We start from the raw sequence: 19,890 nt of genomic DNA on the forward strand, positions 1-19,890 counted from the left end.
CGGTCAGCCTCGCACGGCGCCCGGCCTCGGGTGGAGCGGAGGTCCGACCCGGCGTGTGCTCAGCCCTGGCCCGGGTCCAGGCCGGTGCGGAGCCGCCAGGCGTGCAGCGCCAGGCTCAGTGCGGTCAGGCGGTCGTGGTCCCCGACGGTCTCGCCACCGAGCACGGTGTCGATCCGGTGCAGCCGGTTGTAGAGCGACTGTCGGCGGATCCCCAGCGAGGCGGCCGTCTCGCTCTTCACGAGCCCGTGCCGCAGGTAGGCGTCGAGCGTCCTGACCAGCTCCGTCCCGTGCGCCGCGTCGTGGTCGAGCAGGGGGCCGAGCTGCTCGCGGAGGAAGACCGACAGCTCAGGCTCGGTCTGGAAGTGCGCCAGCAGCCGGTAGATCCCCAGGTCCCGGGCGAGCAGCGTGGCCCGGTGCGTGCCCAGGCGACGCGCGATGGTGACCACCTCGCGGGCCTGGCCGATCGAGCGGGCGAGCTCCTCGACGCCGGCGACCACGGACCCCGCCCCGGTGGCCACGATGGTGTGCCCGGTGGCCCGCTCGATCCCCTCGGACAGGCGCGCCGCCAGCCGGTCCAGCCGGTCCCGCAGCGCCGGCTCGCCACCGGCCGGTGCGTGCACGGCCAGCACGACCTCCTGGTCGACCTCGCCGGCCAGGCAGCTGCCGAACGTCGCCCGGCCGGCCTCGGCCGCGGCGGCGGCCAACGCGCGGCGGGGCATCCGGCGGTCCCCGGCCACTGCGATGGCGAGCACGGGGCGCCCGGAAGCCACGGGGAAGCCGGCCACCTCGCAGCGGGATCGGAGCTCCTCGGCCGTGGGGAACCGGTGGTGCAGGATCTCGCGCAGGAGGCCGCTGCTCAGGGCGAGCCGGTCCTGGGAGGTGCCGGTCCGCAGGAGCTCGAGGCTGACCGCCCGTGGGGCCCGGTCCAGCACCGCGCCGGCGAGCTGGGTCGGGGCACCCGCGAGCCCCAGCGTCCCCCACGGCGCCCCGTCGAGGTGCACGCGCCTGCTGCTCCCGTGCTCCTCGGCCTGCCCGTCGACGACCCCCGCGGACGTCGCCACCACCCGCCCGTCCAGGGCGCGGAGCACGGCCGGGCACTCGGCCAGGTCGGCGATCCGCTGGACCAGGGCCTGCACCCCGCGCCCCTCGAGCACGACGTCCAGCAGGTCGCGCCAGATGCGCTCGCCGCGCCACAGTCCCCCGGCCTCACGATCCTTGACCAGCTCGTGGAAGGCCTCGACGACGTCCTCGAACGGCACCACCTCGCGGAACTCGACGAGTGGCACGTGGCGGCGCCGGGCGGCGCGCACGAGCGCCTCCGGGAACTCCGCGAAGGTCCGTCCGAGCTCCAGTCCGATGGCCGCGAGGCCGGCGTCGGCCATCGCGTCGACGTACGCCTCGAGGTCGGGCGACGAGGCCCCGCGCAGGCCCAGTCCGGTGGTGAGGAGGAACTCGCCGCCCTTGAGCAGGGGGCCCATCTCGAAGACCTCCGAGGAGTGCACCCACCGGACCTCGCAGGTCGAGGCGTCCCCGGCCACGACGTGCGGGGCGGCCGCGGCCACCTCCGGCAGCGCGAGGATCTCCGCCAGGGGCACGAGCACGCCTCATGCTGGGACGCGGCTGGACAGGTTGTCAAGGACGAACCCCGTCCGGGGAGACGGATCGACCCTTGGTCGGGGGTGACCGTCAGCCGCAGACTCGAGACACTCATCCGAACGACGAGGGACGGCGGCGATGGACAGGATCCTGCACCACGAGACCCCCACGACGGGCGCCGACCCGGTCGTGGACCCCGACTACCCGATCGACCCGGTGCCGAGCCATGCCCGCAAGGGCCTGTTCTCGCTCTCGATCGTGCTGCTCGGGTTCACCTTCTTCACCCCGACCATGTTCGTGGGCGCGCAGGTCGGCGCCGCGTTCACCCTGACCGAGTTCGTGGCCGTCATGCTGCTGGGCAGCACGGTGCTCGGGCTCTACGTGGCCGTCCTGGGCTACATCGGCTCGCGGACCCGCCTGACGACGGTGATGATGTGCCGCTACGCGCTGGGCACCACCGGTTCGAAGTTCGCCTCGCTCCTGCTCGGCCTCACCCAGATCGGGTGGTACGGCGTCGGGGTCGCGGCCCTGGGCAACCTGGCCGCCCAGGCGCTCGGGTGGGGCACCGGCGGCGCCAAGGCGATCATGGTCGTCGGTGCGCTGCTGATGGGCCTCACGGCGTACTTCGGCTACAAGGGGCTCTACGCGCTGTCCCTGGCAAGCGTGCCGTTGATGTTCGTCCTGGCCGGCTGGGTGCTGGTGCTGTCCTTGCGCGAGGTCGGTGGCTGGTCGGAGCTGGCGGCCGTGGCGCCCACCGAGTCGATGACGGTGGCGGTGGCGGTCTCGCTGATCATCGGCACGTTCGTCAGCGGGGGCACGCAGGTCCCGAACTGGACGCGCTTCGCCATGAACGGCAGGCAGGCCTTCTCCGCCTCGCTGATCGCGTTCCTGGTCGGCAACGGGCTGATGCTGTTCTTCGGGGCGATCGGGGCGATCGCGTTCGGCAACCCCGACTTCGTCCTGGTGCTCTACCAGGTGGGCCTGATCGTGTGGGGCGTGGTGCTGCTGGTCGGCAACATCTGGACCACGAACGACAACACCGCCTACGCGTTCAGCGTGGCGGGCGCGGAGCTCGCCAATTCGCGGACCAAGAAGCCGTTCGTGGTGGCGGGGGTGATCGTGGGCATGCTGCTCGCGGTCACCGGCATCTACGACAACCTGATCACCTACCTCGTCTGGCTCGGGATCGTGATCCCCCCGCTCGGCGGCATGCTCATCGGCGACTGGCTGCGCACCTGGCGCGGCGGGCTGCCCTCCCGCGAGACGCACCGCTTCGAGCGGCTGCGCTGGGCCAACCTCGCGGCGTACGCGCTCGGCGCCCTGGCGGCCTGGGCCTCCGGGGAGCTCACCTTCGGGATCGCTCCGCTGAACGGGATCCTGGTCGCCCTGGCGGCCGCCTGGCTGGCGCCGTCGCTCACCGGGAGGCCGGGGCGTCGCGACACCGTCGAGGCCGGCGCGACCGGGCAGCAGGGAGCCGGCCATGAGTGACGACCGCGGGTGGATGCAGCTGGCCATCGACGAGGCCAGGGCCGGGCGACGCGAGGGGGGCATCCCCATCGGCGCCGCGCTGGTGGTGGACGGCACGGTGCTGGGCGTCGGTCGCAACCAGCGGGTGCAGCGCAACAGCGCGATCCGGCACGGCGAGACCGACTGCCTGGAGAACATCGGGCGGCTGCCGGCGGCGGTCTACCGTCGCGCCACCCTCTACACGACCCTGTCGCCGTGCCAGCTCTGCGCCGGCGCCGTCCTGCTGTACGGGATCCCCCGGGTCGTCGTCGGTGAGAACCGGACCTTCGAGGCGAGCGAGTCACACCTGCGCGCCCACGGCGTCGAGGTGGTCGTGCTCGACCTGGCGGAGTGCCGCGACCTCATGGACGAGTTCGTGGCGTCCGAGCCGGCGCTGTGGAACGAGGACATCGGGGTCGAGGACGGCGCTGCCTCGCAGCGGGGCTGAAAGGGCGCCCGGGTCCCTCAGGGTCCCGGCCCGGAGCGTGGCCGGCCGGCGTGCCGGTCCCAGCAAGGACCACCACCCCAGGAGCACCCCGAAGGGCCGGACCGTGGAGGCGTGGCCCGAGGCTCGGACCGGTTCCGGTCCGAGCCTCGGCCTGTTGGCGGCGACTCCCGAAGGCGCCGACCCCAACACGGATCACGCTCAGGTCAGGGGGTGTACTGGAAGATCCACAGACCGTTGTCCCGGTCGGAGGCGGCGACGTACTCCTGACCATCCTTGTTGAAGACCTCGACTCCCCAGAAGTTGTTGCCGTCCGGGTCGATGTAGTGGCCCTTCTCGACGATCTCGTCGTTCTCGATCTCGGCCACCCGGAAGCCTCCCGAGTAGTACGAGAAGTAGAGCCGGTTCGCCACCGTCGGCGAGGTCGCGACCTCGTGCACCGACAGGTCGCCGAAGCCGCTCGCGAAGGCGGGGTCGTGTGCCTCGGGGATGGCGTAGGTGTCGAGCTCGGCCATCTTCCCGTTCGAGTTGTCGTACAGGTGGACGTAGCCCCAGCCGTCGAAGTACGACGAGAAGGTGAGCGTGTCGCCGGTGGCCCCGAAGGCGATCGGCGCCTGCTGGCTGCCGTCACCGGCCTGGCAGGCCGCGTCGTCGTAGGGCTGGTCGAAGATGGCGAAACCCTGCTCGCGCGGTGCGACGCCGAACGTCGGGATGTCGCCCTCGACGCTCATCCCGAGCGGAATGTTGCAGGCATCCGAGGCGGTGCGGTTGAAGACCAGGATCGCCTGGTAGCCACCGGCCGCGATCACGTTGGCCACCTTCTCGGAGAACGTGCAGACACCGCGCTCCACGACGGCGACCTGGGTGCCGTCACCGGCAGGTACGGCGGGGTCCGCGTTACAGGCCCTTCCTACGAACCTCGACTCCCCGGTGATCGTGTCGCCTTCCTCGAGCTGCGTGGTGTCGCTGCCCTGGCTGGCATCGATGCTGGCGCCGTCGGTGTCGTTGCGGGCCACCAGCGCGTACGGGCTGAAGTCCTCGTCGGCGCCGACGACGTACTTGTTGTCCGAGGTGAACTCGGCCTGGTGCCCGTTGCCCTCGGGGGGAACCGTCAGGCCGCTCTCGGCCGCCTCCGGGTCGGGGTTCGTGAAGTCCGTGTCGCCCAGGTAGACCGGCGCCAGTGGGTCGGTCATGTCGACCTTGACGTAGCCGGCGTCCCAGTAGGACAGCAGCATGATCTGTCGGCCGTCGATCTCCTTGACGACCATGTCGTGCAGGAAGACCTCCTTGAGGTTCTCCGGCGCGGCCTGCTCGATCTGCGGGAAGGTCTCGTCGAGGTCGTACTCGACGACGAACCTCGGCTTCTTGGGGTTGCTGATGTCGACGATGTCGACGTCCTTGCCCTCCTCGTTGTCGACCATGACGGCGTACGCCTTGTCACCGGCGTCCCAGGCGAAGACGCTGTGGATCTCGTTGGCGTCCTTCTTGCCCTGGCCGTTCACGGTGGTGTCGCCGAAGCCCTCGGCCAGCGGCGTCGGGTGCTCGGGGTTGGTCACGTCGTAGATGTTCATGCCGCCGAACCCGGCCCGGTCGTTGCACTTCTCGTTGTTGCTCACGACGATGTCGCCATCGAACTTCGGGGTGTCGATGGAGACGGCCTGGATGCCCTCGCCGGGGTAGCTCCCCTGCTTGGACCCGATGAACGCGACCTCCTTGGGGTTCTCCACGTCGGCGATGTTGACGACGTGCACGCCGTTGTACTTGCAGGTCACCGCCCCCCAGGCCGCGAGGTAGGCGAAGTCACCCAGGACCCCGACGTCGGCGATCTTCTCGGGGACGACGTTCTTCAGCTTCAGCCTGCTGACCAGCTCGATGTTCGGCGTCTGGCTCGCCTCCAGGTGTCCATCTGACTCGCCGTGCTGGTGAGCATTGCGCGCCTTGTCGTCCGCGCGCACGCCCCCGTCGTCGGTGACGTCATGCCCGGGATGACCGGACGTGGGCCCCGAGACGGAGAGAACGAGGCCGGCCGCGCACAGCGCGGCCAAGGCAGTCCTGCGAATGGATCGGTTCATGACGCTCCCCATGGTGAGATTGCGGTCACGGTCTCCCTGGTGGGACTACGGCAAAGCGAACATATATGACATTCATCACACCGGGAAGGGCTGAGGTGTCACACATGGCGCCCAGCCCACAGGAGCTGCTCGGCCGACTCCGAGCTGCGTCCCGACAGTCACTCCCCGGTGTCGATCATGTGTCCTTGCGGAAGGCGAGGGCAGCCAGGCCCGTGGTCAGCGGGACCGCGGCGATCAGGCCCAGGGTCGCGACCACGCTGCGCACGATCTCCTGGGCGATGATCTGATCGGTCACGACCGCGCCGAGTGACTCGTTGTTGGCCACGATCAGGATCAACAGCGGCAGCGAGGAGCCGGCGTAGGCGAGGATGATCGTGTTGACCACCGACGCGATGTGGGAGCGACCGACCCGGCTGCCGGCGCGGTAGAGCTGCCCCCAGCCGTACGACGGATTGGCGCGCGCCAGCTCGGTCACGGTGGCGGCCTGGGTCACGGTGACGTCGTCGAGCACGCCGAGCGAGCCGATGACGATCCCCGCGAGGAGCAGACCCTCGGTGTTCACGCCCTGGCTGACGCCGACGGACGCGGAGAGGTCGTCGACGACACCGGTGAGGTGCAGCGCGCCGACGGCCACCGCCGACAGCAGCCCGGTGAGGGTGAGGCTCGTGAGCGTCCCGAGCACGGCCACGGTCGTCGACAGGGTGAACCCGTGGGTCAGGTACAGCACCGTGAGCATGATCGCGCAGGAGCCGACGATCGCCACGAGCAGAGGTGGCTCGCCGGCGAGGATGGCGGGCACGACGAAGAGCAGCAGGAGCGCGAAGGTCACCGCCAGCCCGGCCATGGCGGTGAGTCCGCGCCATCGACCGAAGGCGATCAGGGCGAGCGCGAACGCGGCCATCAGCACCCAGAGCCCGGTGCTGCGCTGGTGGTCGACGATCGCGAAGGCCTTGCCGTCCGGGCTCGTGGTCTCGATCAGCACCATGTCGTCGCCCTCGGCGACCGTCGGGGCGCCCGGGCCGTTGGGCAGCGGTACGGCGATCTCCTCATCCTGGTCGGCGCCCTCGGTGACCAGCACCGTCGCGGTGCCACACCCGTTGACCTCATCTGCGAGCTGCTCGGGGCACTCCTCCGTGTCGACGGCGAGAATCTCACCGGTGAACTGCTCAGCGGATCCGGGCTGGTCCGGGACGTCGACGCCGTCGCTCGGCCACAGCCAGATCATGGCGGCGAGCGTGACCACCGCGATCGGCGCGATCACCGCCAGTGCGATGCGCCGCATCCGCTTGGCCTCCGGCTCGGCGTGCCGCGGGTGATGTGCGCCCATGCGCTGTGGCTCCTCACCAGGGTCGGGTCCTCCGCGGCTGCCTGCCGCCGGAGGTCGATGCTAGGCGTCGCTCTCGCGGCCGGGATCCCCGGTCGTCGGCGAACCGCCCTCAGGTGACCGCCGCGGCCAGTTGGCGGGTGTTGCTCCACTGGCGGGGCGACTGGCCGTACGCGCGCTTGAACTCTCGGCTGAACTGGGAGGTGCTGACGTAGCCCACGCCGAGGGCTGCTTCGTTGACGCTCTTCCCGCCGGCGATGCTCATGGCGGCGTTGTTGAGCCGCATGGACTTCACGAACTGGATGGGCGACATGGTGGTGGCCTGCTTGAACCTGCGGTGGAACACCGCCCGGCTCATCCCCGCCTGGGCGGCCATGTCGTCGATGGTGACCGCTTCCTCGAGGTGGTCGGACAGGTACTCGATGGATCGGGCGATCTCGTTGCCCACGCCGAAGGCGCGCCGCGCGGAGTCCCCGGCCTCGCCCTTGAGCAGGGCGTAGTAGACCTCGCGGAGACGACCGTCGCCGAGGACGGTCGTGTCCAAGGGGTTGTCCACCAGCTCCACCAGCCGCAGCAGTGCGTCGGTGAAGGTGTCGTTCCAAGCGGCGAGCGCTATCCCCTGGGGGAGCGGGCCGGCCTTGGGCGTGCGGATGGCGCCGGCGGCACTCTCCGTCTCGATGACCAGCTCGGTCATCACCTTGGTGTCCAGGGAGATCTGCACTCCCAGGAGTGGGTTCTCAGGGGACGCCATCGGCGTGCCGGCCTCGACCGGCATCGACATCGAGCACACGAGGTACCGGCTGCTGTCGTAGACGTGCGACGTACCGTCCAGGATCGCTTCCTTGGCCCCACTCACGATCGCGATCACGCTCGGTTCGTACACCGCCGGGGCGCACCGGACCGATTCGGTCACCCGGAACAGCTGCACTCCCCTGACCCCGGTCTCGACGAGGCCGTCCTGGGTGAGCCGGTGGTCGATGATCTGCCGGATCTGCTGCTTGCTCATGCGACGACGATAGCAGCCGATATGTGCCTAGTTGTACCTATGCGAGACGATCAGGCAAGTATTCGCGATCATCGCGCCTAGTTTATGCCATTCACTGAGACTTATCGTTGTTCGGGACGGGGCGGCCCCCACTCTCTGGCGCCCCACTCATCAGCCAAAGAACGATGACAGGAGACAGAAGATGGCAGACAGGACGTTCGGACCCCAGGGCTGGACCCCGGAGCGTCTGGGCCCCCAGCGGGGCAGGACCTACCTGATCACCGGCGCCAACGCCGGCACGGGCTTTCAGGCCGCACGCATCCTGCTGGGCAAGGGCGCCAAGGTCGTGATGCTGAACCGCAGCGTCGAGAAGTCCACCGCCGCGGTCGCGCAGCTCCAGGAGGAGTTCGGGGCCGCCGCCGAGGTGTCCTTCGTGCGGATGGACCTGTCGGTGCTGGACTCGGTGCGGGACGCGGCAGCGGAGGTCCTCAAGACGGTCCCTCGGATCGACGCACTGATCTGCAACGCCGCCATCGCACAGGTCCCCGAGCAGAGGATCACCGCGGACGGCTTCGAGAGCATGCTGGGCACGAACCACTACGGGCACTTCCTGCTCAGCGGCCTGCTGTTCGAGCGCATCGAGGAGTCGAAGGGCCGGATCGTGGTGGTGGCCAGCCTGGGCTACAAGATGGGCATCCGGACCATTCAGTTCGACGACATGAACTGGGACGAGAACTACCACCAGAACAAGACCTACAGCCAGTCCAAGCTGGCGCAGATGATGTTCGCCTACGAGCTGCAGGACCGCCTGGAAGCGGCGGGCAAGAAGGATGTCGAGGTCTACGTGTGCCACCCCGGCTCGTCCCGGACGTCCCTGATCACGACCAGTGGCAACCTGGCCACGCGGGTGATGTTCCGGCTCATGTCGATGTCGCCGTTGGTCCAGTCGGCCGAGAAGGGCGCGTACCCCGAGGTCATGTGCGCGACCGAGGACGGCCTGGCGCCGAGGGCGCTGTACGGCCCCACCGGCCGCAACGAGTGGGTCGGCCCGGTCGGCAAGGGCACCTTGGAGCCCTACGCGTACGACAAGCCGGCCATGCAGCGGCTCTGGGACCTCTCGGAGAAGGAGGTCGACTTCGCGTGGCACCTGTGATCGAGCGCAGCCGAGGAACGCGGAACATGCCACCGGGGTCGCCGCAAGAGACGCAGACCCGCATCAGCAGAGTCCGGCACCTGCCGAGCAGAGTGCCCTGGTCATCACATGAGTTCAGGCGTGGGATCCGACTGGATCCCACGCCTGAAATTTGTAGCGGGGGCAGGATTTGAACCTGCGACCTCTGGGTTATGAGCCCAGCGAGCTACCGAACTGCTCCACCCCGCGTCGGTGATCAGAACCTTACGGGACGGCCCGGGGTGGAGCCAAATCGGGTGGGGCTGGTGGTTTCGAGACGGGCCTGGCGGCCCTCCTCAACCACCGGTGGCCTGGCGGCCCTCCTCAACCACCGGGGGCGCCTGGTTTCGAGACGGGCCTGGCGGCCCTCCTCAACCACCGTGCCCTCCTCACTCGCCGTCGGCGGCGGGCTCCTCGTCGGGCGCGGGCTCCTCGTCGGCGGTGTTGGCGACCCGGATCGCGCGCGCGACCAGGTCGCGCGCCTCCTCCATGGCCTGCGCCCAGCCGACCGAGTTGCCGTTCTGCAGCTCCTCGTCGGCCTCGGCGAACTTCGCGTCGGCCCGGTTCAGCAGCCCACGCACCCGCTCCTCGACCGTGCCGGTGGCGCCGTTGTCGCCACCACCGCCGCCGTTGCCGCCACCGCCGCCGCCGTTGCCCTCGTCCGGCGGCGTGCCGTCGCCGTTGTCGGTGTCGCTGGGCGTGCCGCTCAGGCCGAGCACGTCGTAGATCGCCTCGCCCAGCGTGCGGCCCACGCCGACGTCGTCGCCGAAGGAGACCGCCACGAAGCGGAGCACGGGGAAGTTGCCGTCGCCGCTCGTGCGCAGCGAGTACAACGGCTGCACGTAGAGCAGCCCGTCACCGACCGGCAGCGTCAGCAGGTTGCCGTTGACCACCCGGGTGTTGGTCTCCCGGTTGTACGGCAGCAGCGCCTGGGTGACGGCCTGGTCGGACTGGATCTGGTTGGCGATCTGGCCCGGGCCGGGGATCTGGCTCGAGGAGCTCAGCCGCTTCACCCGCAGCGTGCCGTAGCCGTCCTTCGCGGCGTCGGCGTCGACCGAGACGAAGGCCGCGAGGTTCTCACGGTTGGCCGGTGTGTAGACCGACGTCAGCGAGAACGTGTCGGAGTCGTCCGGGGTCTCCACCGACAGCCGGTACGGCGGCTGCAGGCTGCTGGTGTTGTTCGGGTCCGTCGGGACCTGCCAGCGGTCGTTGGCCTCGTAGAAGTCACCCGCGTCGGTCACGTGGTAGGCGGCCAGCTGGAAGCGCTGCACCTTGAACATGTCCTCGGGGTAGCGCATGTGGTCGAGGATCCCGTCGGGGATCTCCGACTTCGGCTCCACCGTGCCCGGGAAGGCGCCCATCCACGCCTTCAGCATGGGGTCCTCCTCGTCCCACTCGTAGAGCGTCACCGTGCCGTCGTACGCGTCCACGGTCGCCTTGACCGCGTTGCGCATGTAGTTGATCTCGTCGGTCGGCAGCGTCCGGAACTCGTTGCCGGTGTCCAGCGCGTCCGTGGTCATGTCCTGGAACGAGCCGCGCTCCGAGAGCGGGTACTGGTCCGTGGTCGTGTAGCCGTCGAGCAGCCACACCACCCGACCGTCGACGACGGCGGGGAACGGGTCGCTGTCGACCGTCAGCCACGGGGCGACCTTCTCCACCCGCAGGGCGGGGTCGCGGTCGTAGAGGATCTTCGAGTTCTCGTTGACCCGGCCGGACAGCACGATGTTCGGCTCGCCGAACTTCCAGGCGTAGAGCGCCTTCTTGAAGAACGAGCCGACCTCCACGCCGTCGGCGCCGTCGTACGTCGTGGTGGTGTCGCTGCCGGCGCCCTCGTCGCCACTGGGCAGGTCGAGCTCGACGTCGGTGGCGTCCTCGCTCGACTTGCCGACGATCGAGTAGGAGGGGCTGTTCTCGCCGAAGTAGATCCGGCCCTCGTAGCCGTCCGGGGTCAGGTCGGTGAGCTCGCCCTTCGGCGGGATGTCGGTCTCAGCCCACGCCGGCTCCTGGCCGGTGAGCACGGTCTCGTTGTTGGCCGGACGCTGGTTGCCGAACGCCGCGATGACGCCGTACCCGTGGGTGTAGACGGTGTGCAGGTTGGCCCAGTTCTGGCTGCCCGACGAGATGCCGTCCTGGTTCAGCTCACGGGTGGCGAGCACGACGTCGCGCTCCTCGCCGTTGATCGTGTAGTTGTCCACGTCGAGCACCGGCGGCACCGAGTAGTAGCCGCGCACCTGCTGGCGCTGCTCGAAGGTCTGCTGCACCACCTGCGGGTCGACCAGCCGGATGCCGGGGCTGTTGATGGCGACGTCGGCCAGCTGCTCGGGCGGGAGGTCGGACTGCGCCGCGTAGGCGTCGATCTCCGCGTCCTCGATGTCGTACGCCGCGCGGGTCGCCTCGATGTTGCGGGCGATGTACGGCGCCTCCTTGTCCGCCTCGGTCGGGTCGACCTGGAACTGCTGCACCGCGGCCGGCCAGACCAGGCCGAGCAGGATCGAGGACAGCACCAGCAGGCCCAGGCCCACGGTCGGCAGCAGCCAGGTGCGGCGCACGATGTTGGCGAGGAACAGCAGGGCACAGATGAGCGCGATGAACATCAGGATGTTCTTCGCCGGGAGCACCGCGTTCTCGTCGGTGAAGGTGACCCCGGTGATCAGCGCCCCGCCCTCGTTGAGCAGGTCGAAGCGGTCCAGGTAGTAGTCGGCCGCCTTGCCGAGCACGAAGATCCCGACCAGCACCGACAGCTGTGCCGCCGCGGGGCCGGAGAACCGGTCTTGGGCGGACTGCAGCCGGATCCCGCCGAAGAGGTAGTGCACCACGGCCGCCGCGATCAGCGAGAGCACGGCCACCGCCATCACGTAGTCCACGAGGTAGTGCAGCCACGGCAGGTCGAAGAGGTAGAAGCCGAGGTCCCGCTCGAAGTAGGGGTCCGAGCTGCCGAACGGCTCGCTGTTGCGCCAGAGCAGGTACTCCCGCCACTTGCCCGAGGCGGTGGCCCCCGCGAACGTGCCGATGAGCAGGGAGATGCCGGCCAGCAGCCACAGGCGCACGGGGTTCACCGCGACCCGGTAGCGGTCCAGGCTCACCTGCTCCGGCGAGGCGGGGCGGAAGATCGGCCGGAAGCGGTAGGCCACGGCCATGTTCACCGCGACCGCGGCCGCCATCAGCAGTCCGAAGACCAGGAACAGCCCGACCCGGGTCGTCAGCAGGGTCGTGAAGACCTTCTGGTAGCCGACGGAGGAGAACCACAGCCGCTCGGTCCAGAACGAGGCGAAGCCGGTGAAGGCGAGGAACAGGCCCACGAGCACCGCAATCGTGATGACCAGGGCCCGGGACCGCGGCGGCTCCGGCGGCGGGGCCGTGGCCTTCGCGTCCGGGGTCTCGTCCTCGAACATGCCACTCATTCCGTGCCCTCTTCCTCGATGTCCAGGGTGTTGCCCAACAGCTCCAGCAGTTCCGGCACCAGGTCGGTGCCGCCGACGACCGACTGGTCGTCGTCGTGCGCGCGCAGCCGGAGCGCGCAGTAGGTGGCGCCGGCCCGGGTCACCCCGGCCACGATCCGGACCTCCTGCCGGTCCGGGTGGTCCTCGGCGAAGGCCTGCGCGGCCGACACGTCGTCGGGGATCTCGCGGTCGGCGCTCGGCGGGAGCACGAGCCGCTCGACCACGGCGGCGCAGCCGGTGACGCTCGCCGGCCACATGATCGACTGCAGGACCTGCTCGAGCGGCGTCTCGGTGCCGATCTCCTGCTCGATCGGCGTGAACGACCCCTGCGCGCTCGAGGCGTCCAGGCCCATCGCCGTGGCCAGCTCGGGCTCGTGCTCGACCAGCCGGTGGGTGTCCACCAGCGCGTAGAGCCGCGCCTGACGGTCCCAGCCGTCGGCCGCGACGTGGCTCTCCACCTCGAGCACCGCGGCCGCCAGCGCCGGGTCGGTCAGGTCGGTCAGGTCGCTCACCGCGTCCTCCGGTGTCTCGTCATGGGTCCCGTCCCGGGACGTGTCCTGCGTGTGCTCGTCCATCTCAGGCGCCGTCCGCACACGAGGGCAGGGAGGCGTCCGGGTCGGCGGCGAAGTCCTCGATCGCCTTGCGGGCCTGCTTCATGGTCTCCACGCGGGCCAGGCGCATGTCCCCGTTGGGGGCGGCGAGGGCGTCCTCGCAGTTCGCCGCCGGCACGAGGAAGAGCTGGGCGCCGGAGTCCCGTGCGCCGACCACCTTCTGCTGGATGCCGCCGATCCCGCCGACCCGGCCCTCGATGTCGATCGTCCCGGTGCCGGCCACGGGCCGGCCGCCGGTGAGCGAGCCGGGCGTGAGCGTGTCGTAGATGGCGAGCGAGAACATCAGGCCGGCGCTGGGGCCGCCGATGTCGGGGCTGATGTTGATCGTGACGTCGACCGGGAAGACGAAGCCGGAGCCCGGCCAGATCCCGATCAGGGTGCGTCCGTCCTGCTTCTCCGGCGCCACCGTGAGCCGCTTGCGCTCGCCGCCCCGGAGGACCACGAACTCCAGCTCGGTCCCGGCGTCGACCGCCTTGACGGCGTCGACGATCTGCTGGGGCTGGGTGACCTGCTCGCCGTCCACCGACAGGATCCGGTCACGCACCTTGAAGACCCCGTCCGCGGGCGCGTCCTCAGTGACCTGGTAGACCTCGACGGTCGGTGTGAGCTCGTAGTCCAGCTCCCTCAGCGCCACCGCGATCGCGGTGTCCTGCGAGGTCAGCATCGAGACCTCCGACTCGACGTCGGACTGCTCCGGAGTCTGCTCGTCGTCGTACACCGCGCCGTACGGCTCGACCGACTCCGCGTCGTCCACCCACGCCTTGAGCGCGGCGAAGATGCTGACCTTGTCCCTGGGCCGGGTCACCGACACGGTGGTCATCCGGATCTGGCTCTGGTCGTCCTCGTAGTAGGCGCGGGCCCCGTTGACCTGGATCCGCTCCTGGCCCCCCACTTCGGAGAGGACGTCGACGGTGACGCCGGGCTGGAGGGTGACGTACGGCACCGGCACCAGGGCAGCCGCGATCCACAGTCCCACCATCAGGGGGACGGAGATCACGATGGCCAGGGAACGCCGGGTCATGGCGCCAAGCCTCTCACTGCGCGACAACTAGGCAGAACGCCGGTCCTCGCGGTTGATCGAGGGGCGGACGGCGATGCCGGTGCTGCGCTCACGGGGCCGAACCGCGGTCGGAGCGCGCTGCGAGAGCGCCGGGTGGTCGCGGCGCAGTGCCTTCGCCATCCGCTCGACGGCGACGTCCCGATCGACCTCGCCGCGGCCGTCGCGGGCCAGCCAGCTCACCCAGAGCATCGCCAGCACCATCACGACGGCCGGCGGGGCCAGCCACCACAGGATCTCCACGGGACCACTGTGCCACCCGATCCCCGTCGTGTGCCTGAGGACGCGCTGGGGCGCGGGCTCAGGCACACGACCGTGCCAAGGTCTACGGCGTGCCGACCCACTCGTCGGTGCCGTCGCTGAACACCTGGTGCTTCCAGATCGGGACCTCGGCCTTGAGCCGGTCGATCAGGGCCCGCGACGCCTCGAACGCCAGGCCGCGATGGGTCGAGGAGGCGGCCACGACCACCGCCGCGTCCCCGATCGCGAGTCGGCCGGTGCGGTGGACGGCGGCCAGCCGCACGCCGTCGTACCCCCCGGCGACCGACTCGCACACCTCGCGCAGCTTCGCCAGCGCGGTCGGGTGGGCGGAGTAGTCCAGGCCGGACACCCCCTTGCCGTGGTCGTGGTCGCGGACCCGTCCGATGAAGAGGGTCAGCCCGCCGGAGGTGTCGTCGTCGAGCGCGGCGATCACCTCCTCGACCTCGAGCGCGGTCTCGCGCAGGTCGACGAGCGGTACGGCGTGCGCGGCGGGGCTCTCGGGGGGCGGTGCGTCGTCAGCCATGCCGGTGAGACTAGCCCCGGGTGGGGGCGCGTGGTCACCATCGGGCGAGTAAATTGGACCCATGACTGACGACCCCGGGGAGCAGCCGGAGAACCCGTTCAAGGGCACGCCGTTCGAGCAGATGTTCTCGGGCGCCGGCATGCCGGACCTGGCCGGCCTGATGGGTCAGGTGCAGGCGATGATGAGCCCGCACGACGGGGCGGTGAACTGGACGCTGGCCGGCGACCTGGCCCGCAAGTCCGTGGCCCAGCACCCCGATCCCTCCCCCGGCACCCGAGAGTCCGACGCCGTCGCCGACGCCGTCCGGCTCGCCGACCACTGGCTGGACGAGGCCTGCGAGTTCGCCTCCGGGGTCACCTCGACCGCCGCCTGGAGCCGGGCCGAGTGGCTCGAGGCGACGCAGCCGGTGTGGCGGCACCTCGTGGAGCCGGTGGCCGAGCACGTGGTGGGGGCGATGGGTACGGCGCTGCCCGAGGAGGCCCGGGAGATGGCCGGCCCACTGATCGGCATGCTCGGCAAGCTCGGCGGGGCGATGTTCGGCAGCCAGATCGGCACCGCGCTCGGCGGCCTGGCCACCGAGGTGCTCACCGCCTCCGACATCGGGCTGCCGCTCGGCCCGACCGGCCGCGCCGCGCTGGTGCCCACCAACGTGGCCGCCTTCGCGGAGGGCCTCGACGTGCCCGCCGACGACGTCCGCCTCTACCTGGCCCTGCGCGAGGCCGCGCACCAGCGCCTGTTCACGCACGTGCCGTGGCTGCGCGACCACCTGATCTCGGCGGTCGCCGACTACGGGCGCGGGATCACCATCGACACCTCCGGCATCGAGGAGCAGGTCCGCAACCTCAACCCGATGGATCCCGCGGCCATGCAGCAGGCGCTCGAGGGCGGCCTGTTCGAACCGGCGAAGACCCCCGCCCAGGAGGCCGCGCTGACCCGCCTCGAGACCACGCTCGCGCTGGTCGAGGGCTGGGTCGACGAGGTCGTCGGGCAGGCGACCGTCGAGCGGATGCCGTCAGCGACGAAGATGCAGGAGGCGGTGCGCCGCCGCCGGGCCTCGGGCGGCCCGGCCGAGCAGACCTTCGCCGCACTGGTCGGCCTGGAGCTGCGCCCGCGCCGGCTGCGCGACGCCTCGACCCTGTGGGGCTCGCTGCGCTCCCGGCAGGGCACCGAGGCCCGCGACGCGGTCTGGCTGCACCCGGACCTGCTGCCCACCGCCGCCGACCTCGACGACCCGCTGGGCTTCCGCGACGACGTGGCCACCCCCGAGGAGCTCTCGGAGGACGACTTCGACGCCGCGCTCCAGCGGATGCTCGAGGAGGGTCCGGACGGCTCCGGCGACTCCCCCCGCCCCGGAGAGTGAGCCTCCACCGCGACGCGCTGACCACGCTGCGGACCTGGTCGGCCCCCGACGCCGGTCAGGAGCGACTGCGCGGTCGGATGGCCGACCACCTCGCGGCGCACGCGAACGGCGTGCGGCGCTCCTGCTTCCCCGACCACCTGACCGCGGGCACCCTGGTGCTGGCCGCCGACGGGGAGGCGGTGCTGCTCAACCTGCACCGCAAGGCCCGGCGCTGGTTCGCCTTCGGCGGGCACTGCGAGGACCAGGACGCCACCCTGGCCGGCGCCGCCCACCGGGAGGCGAGCGAGGAGTCCGGGCTGAAGGGCCTCCGGCTGCACCCGGAGCCGGTCCACCTCGACGCGCACCGGGTCGACTTCTGCGACCCGCGGGGCACGGTCACCCATCTCGACGTGCGGTACGCCGCGCTGGCCGACCCCGGCGCCGAGCACCGGGCCAGTGCCGAGTCCGTCGAGCTCCGCTGGTGGCCGCTGTCGGGCCTCCCGGAGCTGGAGGAGGAGATGCACGTGCTGATCGCCCGCGCCCGCGAGGTCCTGCTGTGAGCTAGCGGCGCCCGTCCGCCCCGTCCTCGACGTCCGCCCCGTGCGCCCGGTCCGTCTCGCCCTCGACGTCGTCGGCGGCGCCGGCCTCCCGGCCGGTCCCGCCCTCCTCGCCCGGCTGCTCCTCGCCCGGTGCCCCGAGCTGCGCCGCCGCGGAGTAGCCCTGGAGGTAGCCCTGGGCCCGCTCGGCGCGCGGGTAGTGCTCCACCCAGGCCCAGAACGCCGCGTCGTGGCCGTGCTCCAGCAGGTGCGCCAGCTCGTGGACGAGCACGTAGTCGACCACCCAGCCGGGCATCCCCTGGAGCCGGGTGGAGAGCCGGATCGACCGGTCCCCCGGCGTGCACGACCCCCACCGGGACCGCTGGTTCTCGACCCACCGGACCGTCTCGGGCTGCGCGAGGCCGCCGAGGTAGGTGTCGGAGAGCTCCCTGGCCCGCTTGAGCAGCTGGCCGTCGGAGGGCCTCCGGCGACGCTCGGAGCGCTGCAGCCGGCCGACCATGGTCTGCACCCACTCGGCCTCCTGGGCCCGGGTCATCGACGCCGGGATCAGGACCACCACCTTGTCCCCGTCGCGGTACGCCGAGACGGTGCGGCGGCGTCGCTTGGAGCGACGCACCTCGACCTCGGGACCGTCCATGACCTGCACGCTAGCCGCTCGAGGCGCCCGGATCGGCCCAGGACACGAGCCGCTCGACGGGCCAGGTGTTGACGATCCGCTCGGCCGGGATCCCGGCCAGCTCGGCCCGCTCGCAGCCGTGGTCGAGCATGTCGAGCTGGCCCGGCGCGTGCGCGTCGCTGTCGATGGAGAACAGGCAGCCGACGTCGCGGGCGAGCTCGAGCAGCTTCGTCGGGGGGTCGCGGCGCTCCGGCCGGGAGTTGATCTCGACCGCGACGTCGTGCTCGAGGCAGGCCTCGAAGACCGCCCGGGCGTCGAACCGGGAGCCCGGCCTGGTGCCCCGGTTGCCGGTGACCAGCCGGCCGGTGCAGTGACCGAGCACGTTGGTCCAGGGCTGCGCCACGGCGGCCACCATCCGCCGGGTCATCGGCTCGGGCTCCATCGCGAGCTTGGAGTGGACACTGGCGACCCGGACGTCGAGCCGGGAGAGCATCTCCTCGCTCTGGTCCAGTGAGCCGTCGTCGAGGATGTCGACCTCGATCCCCTTGAGCAGGCGGAAGCCGGACTCGCCGCCCGCCGCGAGGTGGTCGTTGACCGCGTCCACGACGTCGAGCTGGCGGGCCAGCCGCTCGGCGCTGAGCCCGTGCGCGACGGTCAGCCGGGGCGAGTGGTCGGTGAGGACGAGGTAGTCGTGACCGAGCTCCAGGGCGGTGAACGCCATCTCCTCCAGCGGCGAGCCCCCGTCGGACCAGTCCGAGTGCGAGTGCAGGTCGCCGCGCAGCGCCGCCCGCAGCTCACGGCCGCCCGGCACGAGCGGCCCGGCGTGCTCGGCCTCGAGCCGCGCCAGCCGCTCCGGCACCCGTCCGTGCCAGGCGTCGGTGATCACCCGGGCGGAGCTGGCGCCGATGCCGGGCAGGTCGGTCAGCGTTGCCCCAGTGACGGCCGCGGCGAGCTCGTCGGGGCTCATCGGCAGCACGGTGGCCGCCGCGCTGCGGAACGCCTTGATCTTGTAGGTGTCCTCCCGGGCCCGCTCCAGGAGGAAGGCGATCCGGCGCAGCGCTGCCACGGGGCCGGGTGCCGGGCCGCCCTCGGCGCCGGTGGTCGCTCCGCTCATCGCCCGTTCCCTCTCCACCCGCTCGACATTCTTTCCTCCACAGCCCGCACCGGGCCGTTCTCCCTGCTCACCGGCCCGGTGACCGGGCGGCGGCCCCCGGTTGTCCACAGGCTCGTCCCGAACGCCTCCACAGTAATCCCGGGTTCCTCCACAGGTTGTCCACAGGCCGGTCCCCAGGCCTCGACCCGGCACCGTTGACCCCCGCCGCCGATGCTCCTAGCGTGTCCGCCAGAGGAGGCCCCCGGTCCACCGCTCCGGCGGTGGTCACGACACTGGCAAGGGGAAGGCGAGTGTCGTGACCCGGACAGGGGGCCTCTTCTGACCGCTCCGGGCCCGGTCACCGGCCGGTGAACCGTGGCCGCCGCCGCTCCTGGGCGGCCCGGATCCCCTCCTGCAGGTCCTCGGTGGCCAGCGTGACCGGCTGGGCCAGCGCCTCCCACTGCAGGCAGGCCTCCAGGTCCGGGTGCCCGGACCCGGCCAGGGCGACCTTGGTGTAGCGGGTGGCGATGGGTGCGTTGCCGGCGATCTGTGCCGCGGCCTCGAGCGCGGTGTCGAGCAGGTCGTCGTCGGCGACCACCCGGGAGACCAGGCCCAGCCGCAACGCCTCGTCGGCGTCGACCAGCCGACCCGTCAGGAGCAGGTCCCGGGCGGCGGCCGTGCCGACCACCTCGGGCAGCAGGTAGGTCGAGGCCATGCCCGGGTGCATGCCGAGCCGGACGAAGGGCGCACCCATCCGGGCGCCGGCCGCGGCGTACCGGAGGTCGCAGGCCAGCGCCACGCACAGCCCGGCGCCGATCGCGGGTCCGTTGACCGCGGCGATCGTGGGCACCTCGAGCCGGCGCAGCGACAGCCAGGCCCGGTAGAAGGGCAGCATCCGCTCGCGCAGCCGGTCCGGCCCGGCGTCCGGCTCGCCGGCGATCCAGCTCGTGTCGCCGCCCGAGCAGAACGCGGTCCCGGCCCCGGTCACCACCACGGCCCGCAGCGAGGTGTCCTCGGCGAGGGCCTGCACGGCCCGCACCCACGAGTCGGTCATCGGCTCCGACATGGCGTTGCGCTGGTCCGGGTTGTCCAGCGTCAGCAGCGCCACCCCCTCGCCGGGTCGCTCGAGGCGGAGGTGGGGCAGCGCGGGCGTCTCGACCATGCCCGGCACCCTATCCAGCCGATCCGGGCGGGGCCCGCCTGCTTCCCGCCTGCTTCTCGCCTCAGGCCCGCCTGTGTGTCCCGGGTACCGCCTCCCACGTCCGGGGCCAGGCGTGTCGTAGGGTTCCAGTGG

General features: G+C 71.2%; 17 protein-coding genes and 1 tRNA gene. 5 read left to right on the top strand and 13 right to left on the bottom strand.

Annotated features, from left to right (window positions below; translation table 11 throughout):
- Window positions 1-59: 59 nt before the first annotated feature.
- Window positions 60-1,601 carry a PucR family transcriptional regulator gene (locus IE331_RS11265; protein WP_192143536.1) on the bottom strand — a complete coding sequence of 514 codons (1,542 nt, stop codon included), beginning with the start codon at window positions 1,599-1,601 and terminating at the stop codon, window positions 60-62.
- Between the two features lie 133 nt (window positions 1,602-1,734).
- Here IE331_RS11265 and codB point away from each other — a divergent pair, with 133 nt between their 5' ends.
- Both codB and IE331_RS11275 read left to right on the top strand, forming a co-directional pair.
- Entirely contained in the window at window positions 1,735-3,084 is a 1,350-nt protein-coding gene (codB, locus tag IE331_RS11270) for a cytosine permease (RefSeq protein WP_192143537.1), read from the top strand.
- Window positions 3,077-3,550 carry a nucleoside deaminase gene (locus tag IE331_RS11275; protein WP_192143538.1) on the top strand — a complete coding sequence of 158 codons (474 nt, stop codon included), beginning with the start codon at window positions 3,077-3,079 and terminating at the stop codon, window positions 3,548-3,550. The genes codB and IE331_RS11275 overlap by 8 nt, the downstream gene beginning before the upstream one ends.
- A 203-nt stretch (window positions 3,551-3,753) precedes the next feature.
- On the opposite strand, the gene IE331_RS11280 is transcribed toward IE331_RS11275, so the two are convergent.
- The 3 genes from IE331_RS11280 to IE331_RS11290 form a co-directional block, all read right to left on the bottom strand.
- The gene (locus IE331_RS11280) at window positions 3,754-5,502 is read right to left on the bottom strand and encodes a PA domain-containing protein (protein WP_192143539.1); all 1,749 of its coding nucleotides are present in this window, start codon (window positions 5,500-5,502) and stop codon (window positions 3,754-3,756) included.
- A gap of 292 nt (window positions 5,503-5,794) precedes the next feature.
- On the bottom strand, window positions 5,795-6,946 hold the full coding sequence (locus IE331_RS11285; RefSeq protein WP_201931647.1) for a YibE/F family protein: 1,152 nt from the start codon (window positions 6,944-6,946) through the stop codon (window positions 5,795-5,797).
- Window positions 6,947-7,055: 109 nt separating this feature from the next.
- The gene (locus IE331_RS11290; RefSeq protein ID WP_192143540.1) at window positions 7,056-7,949 is read right to left on the bottom strand and encodes an AraC family transcriptional regulator; all 894 of its coding nucleotides are present in this window, start codon (window positions 7,947-7,949) and stop codon (window positions 7,056-7,058) included.
- 181 nt (window positions 7,950-8,130) lie between these two features.
- Here IE331_RS11290 and IE331_RS11295 point away from each other — a divergent pair, with 181 nt between their 5' ends.
- Entirely contained in the window at window positions 8,131-9,081 is a 951-nt protein-coding gene (locus tag IE331_RS11295; RefSeq protein WP_192143541.1) for an SDR family oxidoreductase, read from the top strand.
- A 154-nt stretch (window positions 9,082-9,235) separates the two neighbouring features.
- On the opposite strand, the gene IE331_RS11300 is transcribed toward IE331_RS11295, so the two are convergent.
- The 6 genes from IE331_RS11300 to IE331_RS11325 all read right to left on the bottom strand — a co-directional run bounded on the left by IE331_RS11300 (window position 9,236) and on the right by IE331_RS11325 (window position 14,991).
- Window positions 9,236-9,309 (bottom strand) — tRNA-Met (locus IE331_RS11300).
- Window positions 9,310-9,488: 179 nt separating this feature from the next.
- Window positions 9,489-12,500: a UPF0182 family membrane protein gene (locus IE331_RS11305; protein ID WP_192143542.1), complete on the bottom strand. Its 3,012-nt coding sequence runs from the start codon at window positions 12,498-12,500 to the stop codon at window positions 9,489-9,491.
- The gene (locus IE331_RS11310) at window positions 12,497-13,114 is read right to left on the bottom strand and encodes a PPA1309 family protein (protein WP_201931649.1); all 618 of its coding nucleotides are present in this window, start codon (window positions 13,112-13,114) and stop codon (window positions 12,497-12,499) included. The genes IE331_RS11305 and IE331_RS11310 overlap by 4 nt, the downstream gene beginning before the upstream one ends.
- 1 nt (window position 13,115) lies before the next feature.
- Entirely contained in the window at window positions 13,116-14,171 is a 1,056-nt protein-coding gene (locus IE331_RS11315; protein ID WP_192143543.1) for a YlbL family protein, read from the bottom strand.
- A 27-nt stretch (window positions 14,172-14,198) separates the two neighbouring features.
- Window positions 14,199-14,450, bottom strand: coding sequence for a hypothetical protein (locus IE331_RS11320; RefSeq protein WP_192143544.1), 252 nt, complete (start codon window positions 14,448-14,450; stop codon window positions 14,199-14,201).
- 82 nt (window positions 14,451-14,532) lie between these two features.
- On the bottom strand, window positions 14,533-14,991 hold the full coding sequence (locus IE331_RS11325; RefSeq protein WP_192143545.1) for a molybdenum cofactor biosynthesis protein MoaE: 459 nt from the start codon (window positions 14,989-14,991) through the stop codon (window positions 14,533-14,535).
- A gap of 61 nt (window positions 14,992-15,052) precedes the next feature.
- On the opposite strand from IE331_RS11325, the gene IE331_RS11330 reads away from it, so the two are divergent.
- Together IE331_RS11330 and IE331_RS11335 are read left to right on the top strand one after the other, a co-directional pair.
- Entirely contained in the window at window positions 15,053-16,351 is a 1,299-nt protein-coding gene (locus IE331_RS11330) for a zinc-dependent metalloprotease (RefSeq protein ID WP_192143546.1), read from the top strand.
- Entirely contained in the window at window positions 16,348-16,890 is a 543-nt protein-coding gene (locus tag IE331_RS11335) for an NUDIX hydrolase (RefSeq protein WP_201931651.1), read from the top strand. Before IE331_RS11330 ends, IE331_RS11335 begins: the two co-directional genes overlap by 4 nt.
- A gap of 1 nt (window position 16,891) precedes the next feature.
- Here IE331_RS11335 and IE331_RS11340 read toward each other — a convergent pair whose 3' ends face one another.
- The 3 genes from IE331_RS11340 to IE331_RS11350 all read right to left on the bottom strand — a co-directional run bounded on the left by IE331_RS11340 (window position 16,892) and on the right by IE331_RS11350 (window position 19,758).
- Entirely contained in the window at window positions 16,892-17,524 is a 633-nt protein-coding gene (locus IE331_RS11340; RefSeq protein ID WP_192143547.1) for a M48 metallopeptidase family protein, read from the bottom strand.
- Window positions 17,525-17,534: 10 nt separating this feature from the next.
- Window positions 17,535-18,617 carry a PHP domain-containing protein gene (locus tag IE331_RS11345; protein WP_192143548.1) on the bottom strand — a complete coding sequence of 361 codons (1,083 nt, stop codon included), beginning with the start codon at window positions 18,615-18,617 and terminating at the stop codon, window positions 17,535-17,537.
- Between the two features lie 337 nt (window positions 18,618-18,954).
- The gene (locus tag IE331_RS11350; RefSeq protein ID WP_192143549.1) at window positions 18,955-19,758 is read right to left on the bottom strand and encodes an enoyl-CoA hydratase/isomerase family protein; all 804 of its coding nucleotides are present in this window, start codon (window positions 19,756-19,758) and stop codon (window positions 18,955-18,957) included.
- Window positions 19,759-19,890: the final 132 nt, after the last annotated feature.

The sequence above is a fragment of the Nocardioides donggukensis genome (genome assembly GCF_014842875.1).
GTDB classification, from domain to species: Bacteria; Actinomycetota; Actinomycetes; order Propionibacteriales; family Nocardioidaceae; genus Nocardioides; species Nocardioides donggukensis.

Excerpts from the sequence above, each read along its gene's own strand:
- IE331_RS11330 (WP_192143546.1), top strand. The coding sequence starts at position 15,053 with ATGACTGACGACCCCGGGGAGCAGCCGGAGAACCCGTTCAAGGGCACG.
- IE331_RS11275 (WP_192143538.1), top strand. The coding sequence starts at position 3,077 with ATGAGTGACGACCGCGGGTGGATGCAGCTGGCCATCGACGAGGCCAGG.
- IE331_RS11345 (WP_192143548.1), bottom strand. The coding sequence starts at position 18,617 with ATGAGCGGAGCGACCACCGGCGCCGAGGGCGGCCCGGCACCCGGCCCC.
- IE331_RS11305 (WP_192143542.1), bottom strand. The coding sequence starts at position 12,500 with ATGAGTGGCATGTTCGAGGACGAGACCCCGGACGCGAAGGCCACGGCC.
- codB (WP_192143537.1), top strand. The coding sequence starts at position 1,735 with ATGGACAGGATCCTGCACCACGAGACCCCCACGACGGGCGCCGACCCG.
- IE331_RS11285 (WP_201931647.1), bottom strand. The coding sequence starts at position 6,946 with ATGGGCGCACATCACCCGCGGCACGCCGAGCCGGAGGCCAAGCGGATG.
- IE331_RS11295 (WP_192143541.1), top strand. The coding sequence starts at position 8,131 with ATGGCAGACAGGACGTTCGGACCCCAGGGCTGGACCCCGGAGCGTCTG.
- IE331_RS11350 (WP_192143549.1), bottom strand. The coding sequence starts at position 19,758 with ATGGTCGAGACGCCCGCGCTGCCCCACCTCCGCCTCGAGCGACCCGGC.
- IE331_RS11290 (WP_192143540.1), bottom strand. The coding sequence starts at position 7,949 with ATGAGCAAGCAGCAGATCCGGCAGATCATCGACCACCGGCTCACCCAG.
- IE331_RS11315 (WP_192143543.1), bottom strand. The coding sequence starts at position 14,171 with ATGACCCGGCGTTCCCTGGCCATCGTGATCTCCGTCCCCCTGATGGTG.
- IE331_RS11325 (WP_192143545.1), bottom strand. The coding sequence starts at position 14,991 with ATGGCTGACGACGCACCGCCCCCCGAGAGCCCCGCCGCGCACGCCGTA.
- IE331_RS11310 (WP_201931649.1), bottom strand. The coding sequence starts at position 13,114 with ATGGACGAGCACACGCAGGACACGTCCCGGGACGGGACCCATGACGAG.
- IE331_RS11340 (WP_192143547.1), bottom strand. The coding sequence starts at position 17,524 with ATGGACGGTCCCGAGGTCGAGGTGCGTCGCTCCAAGCGACGCCGCCGC.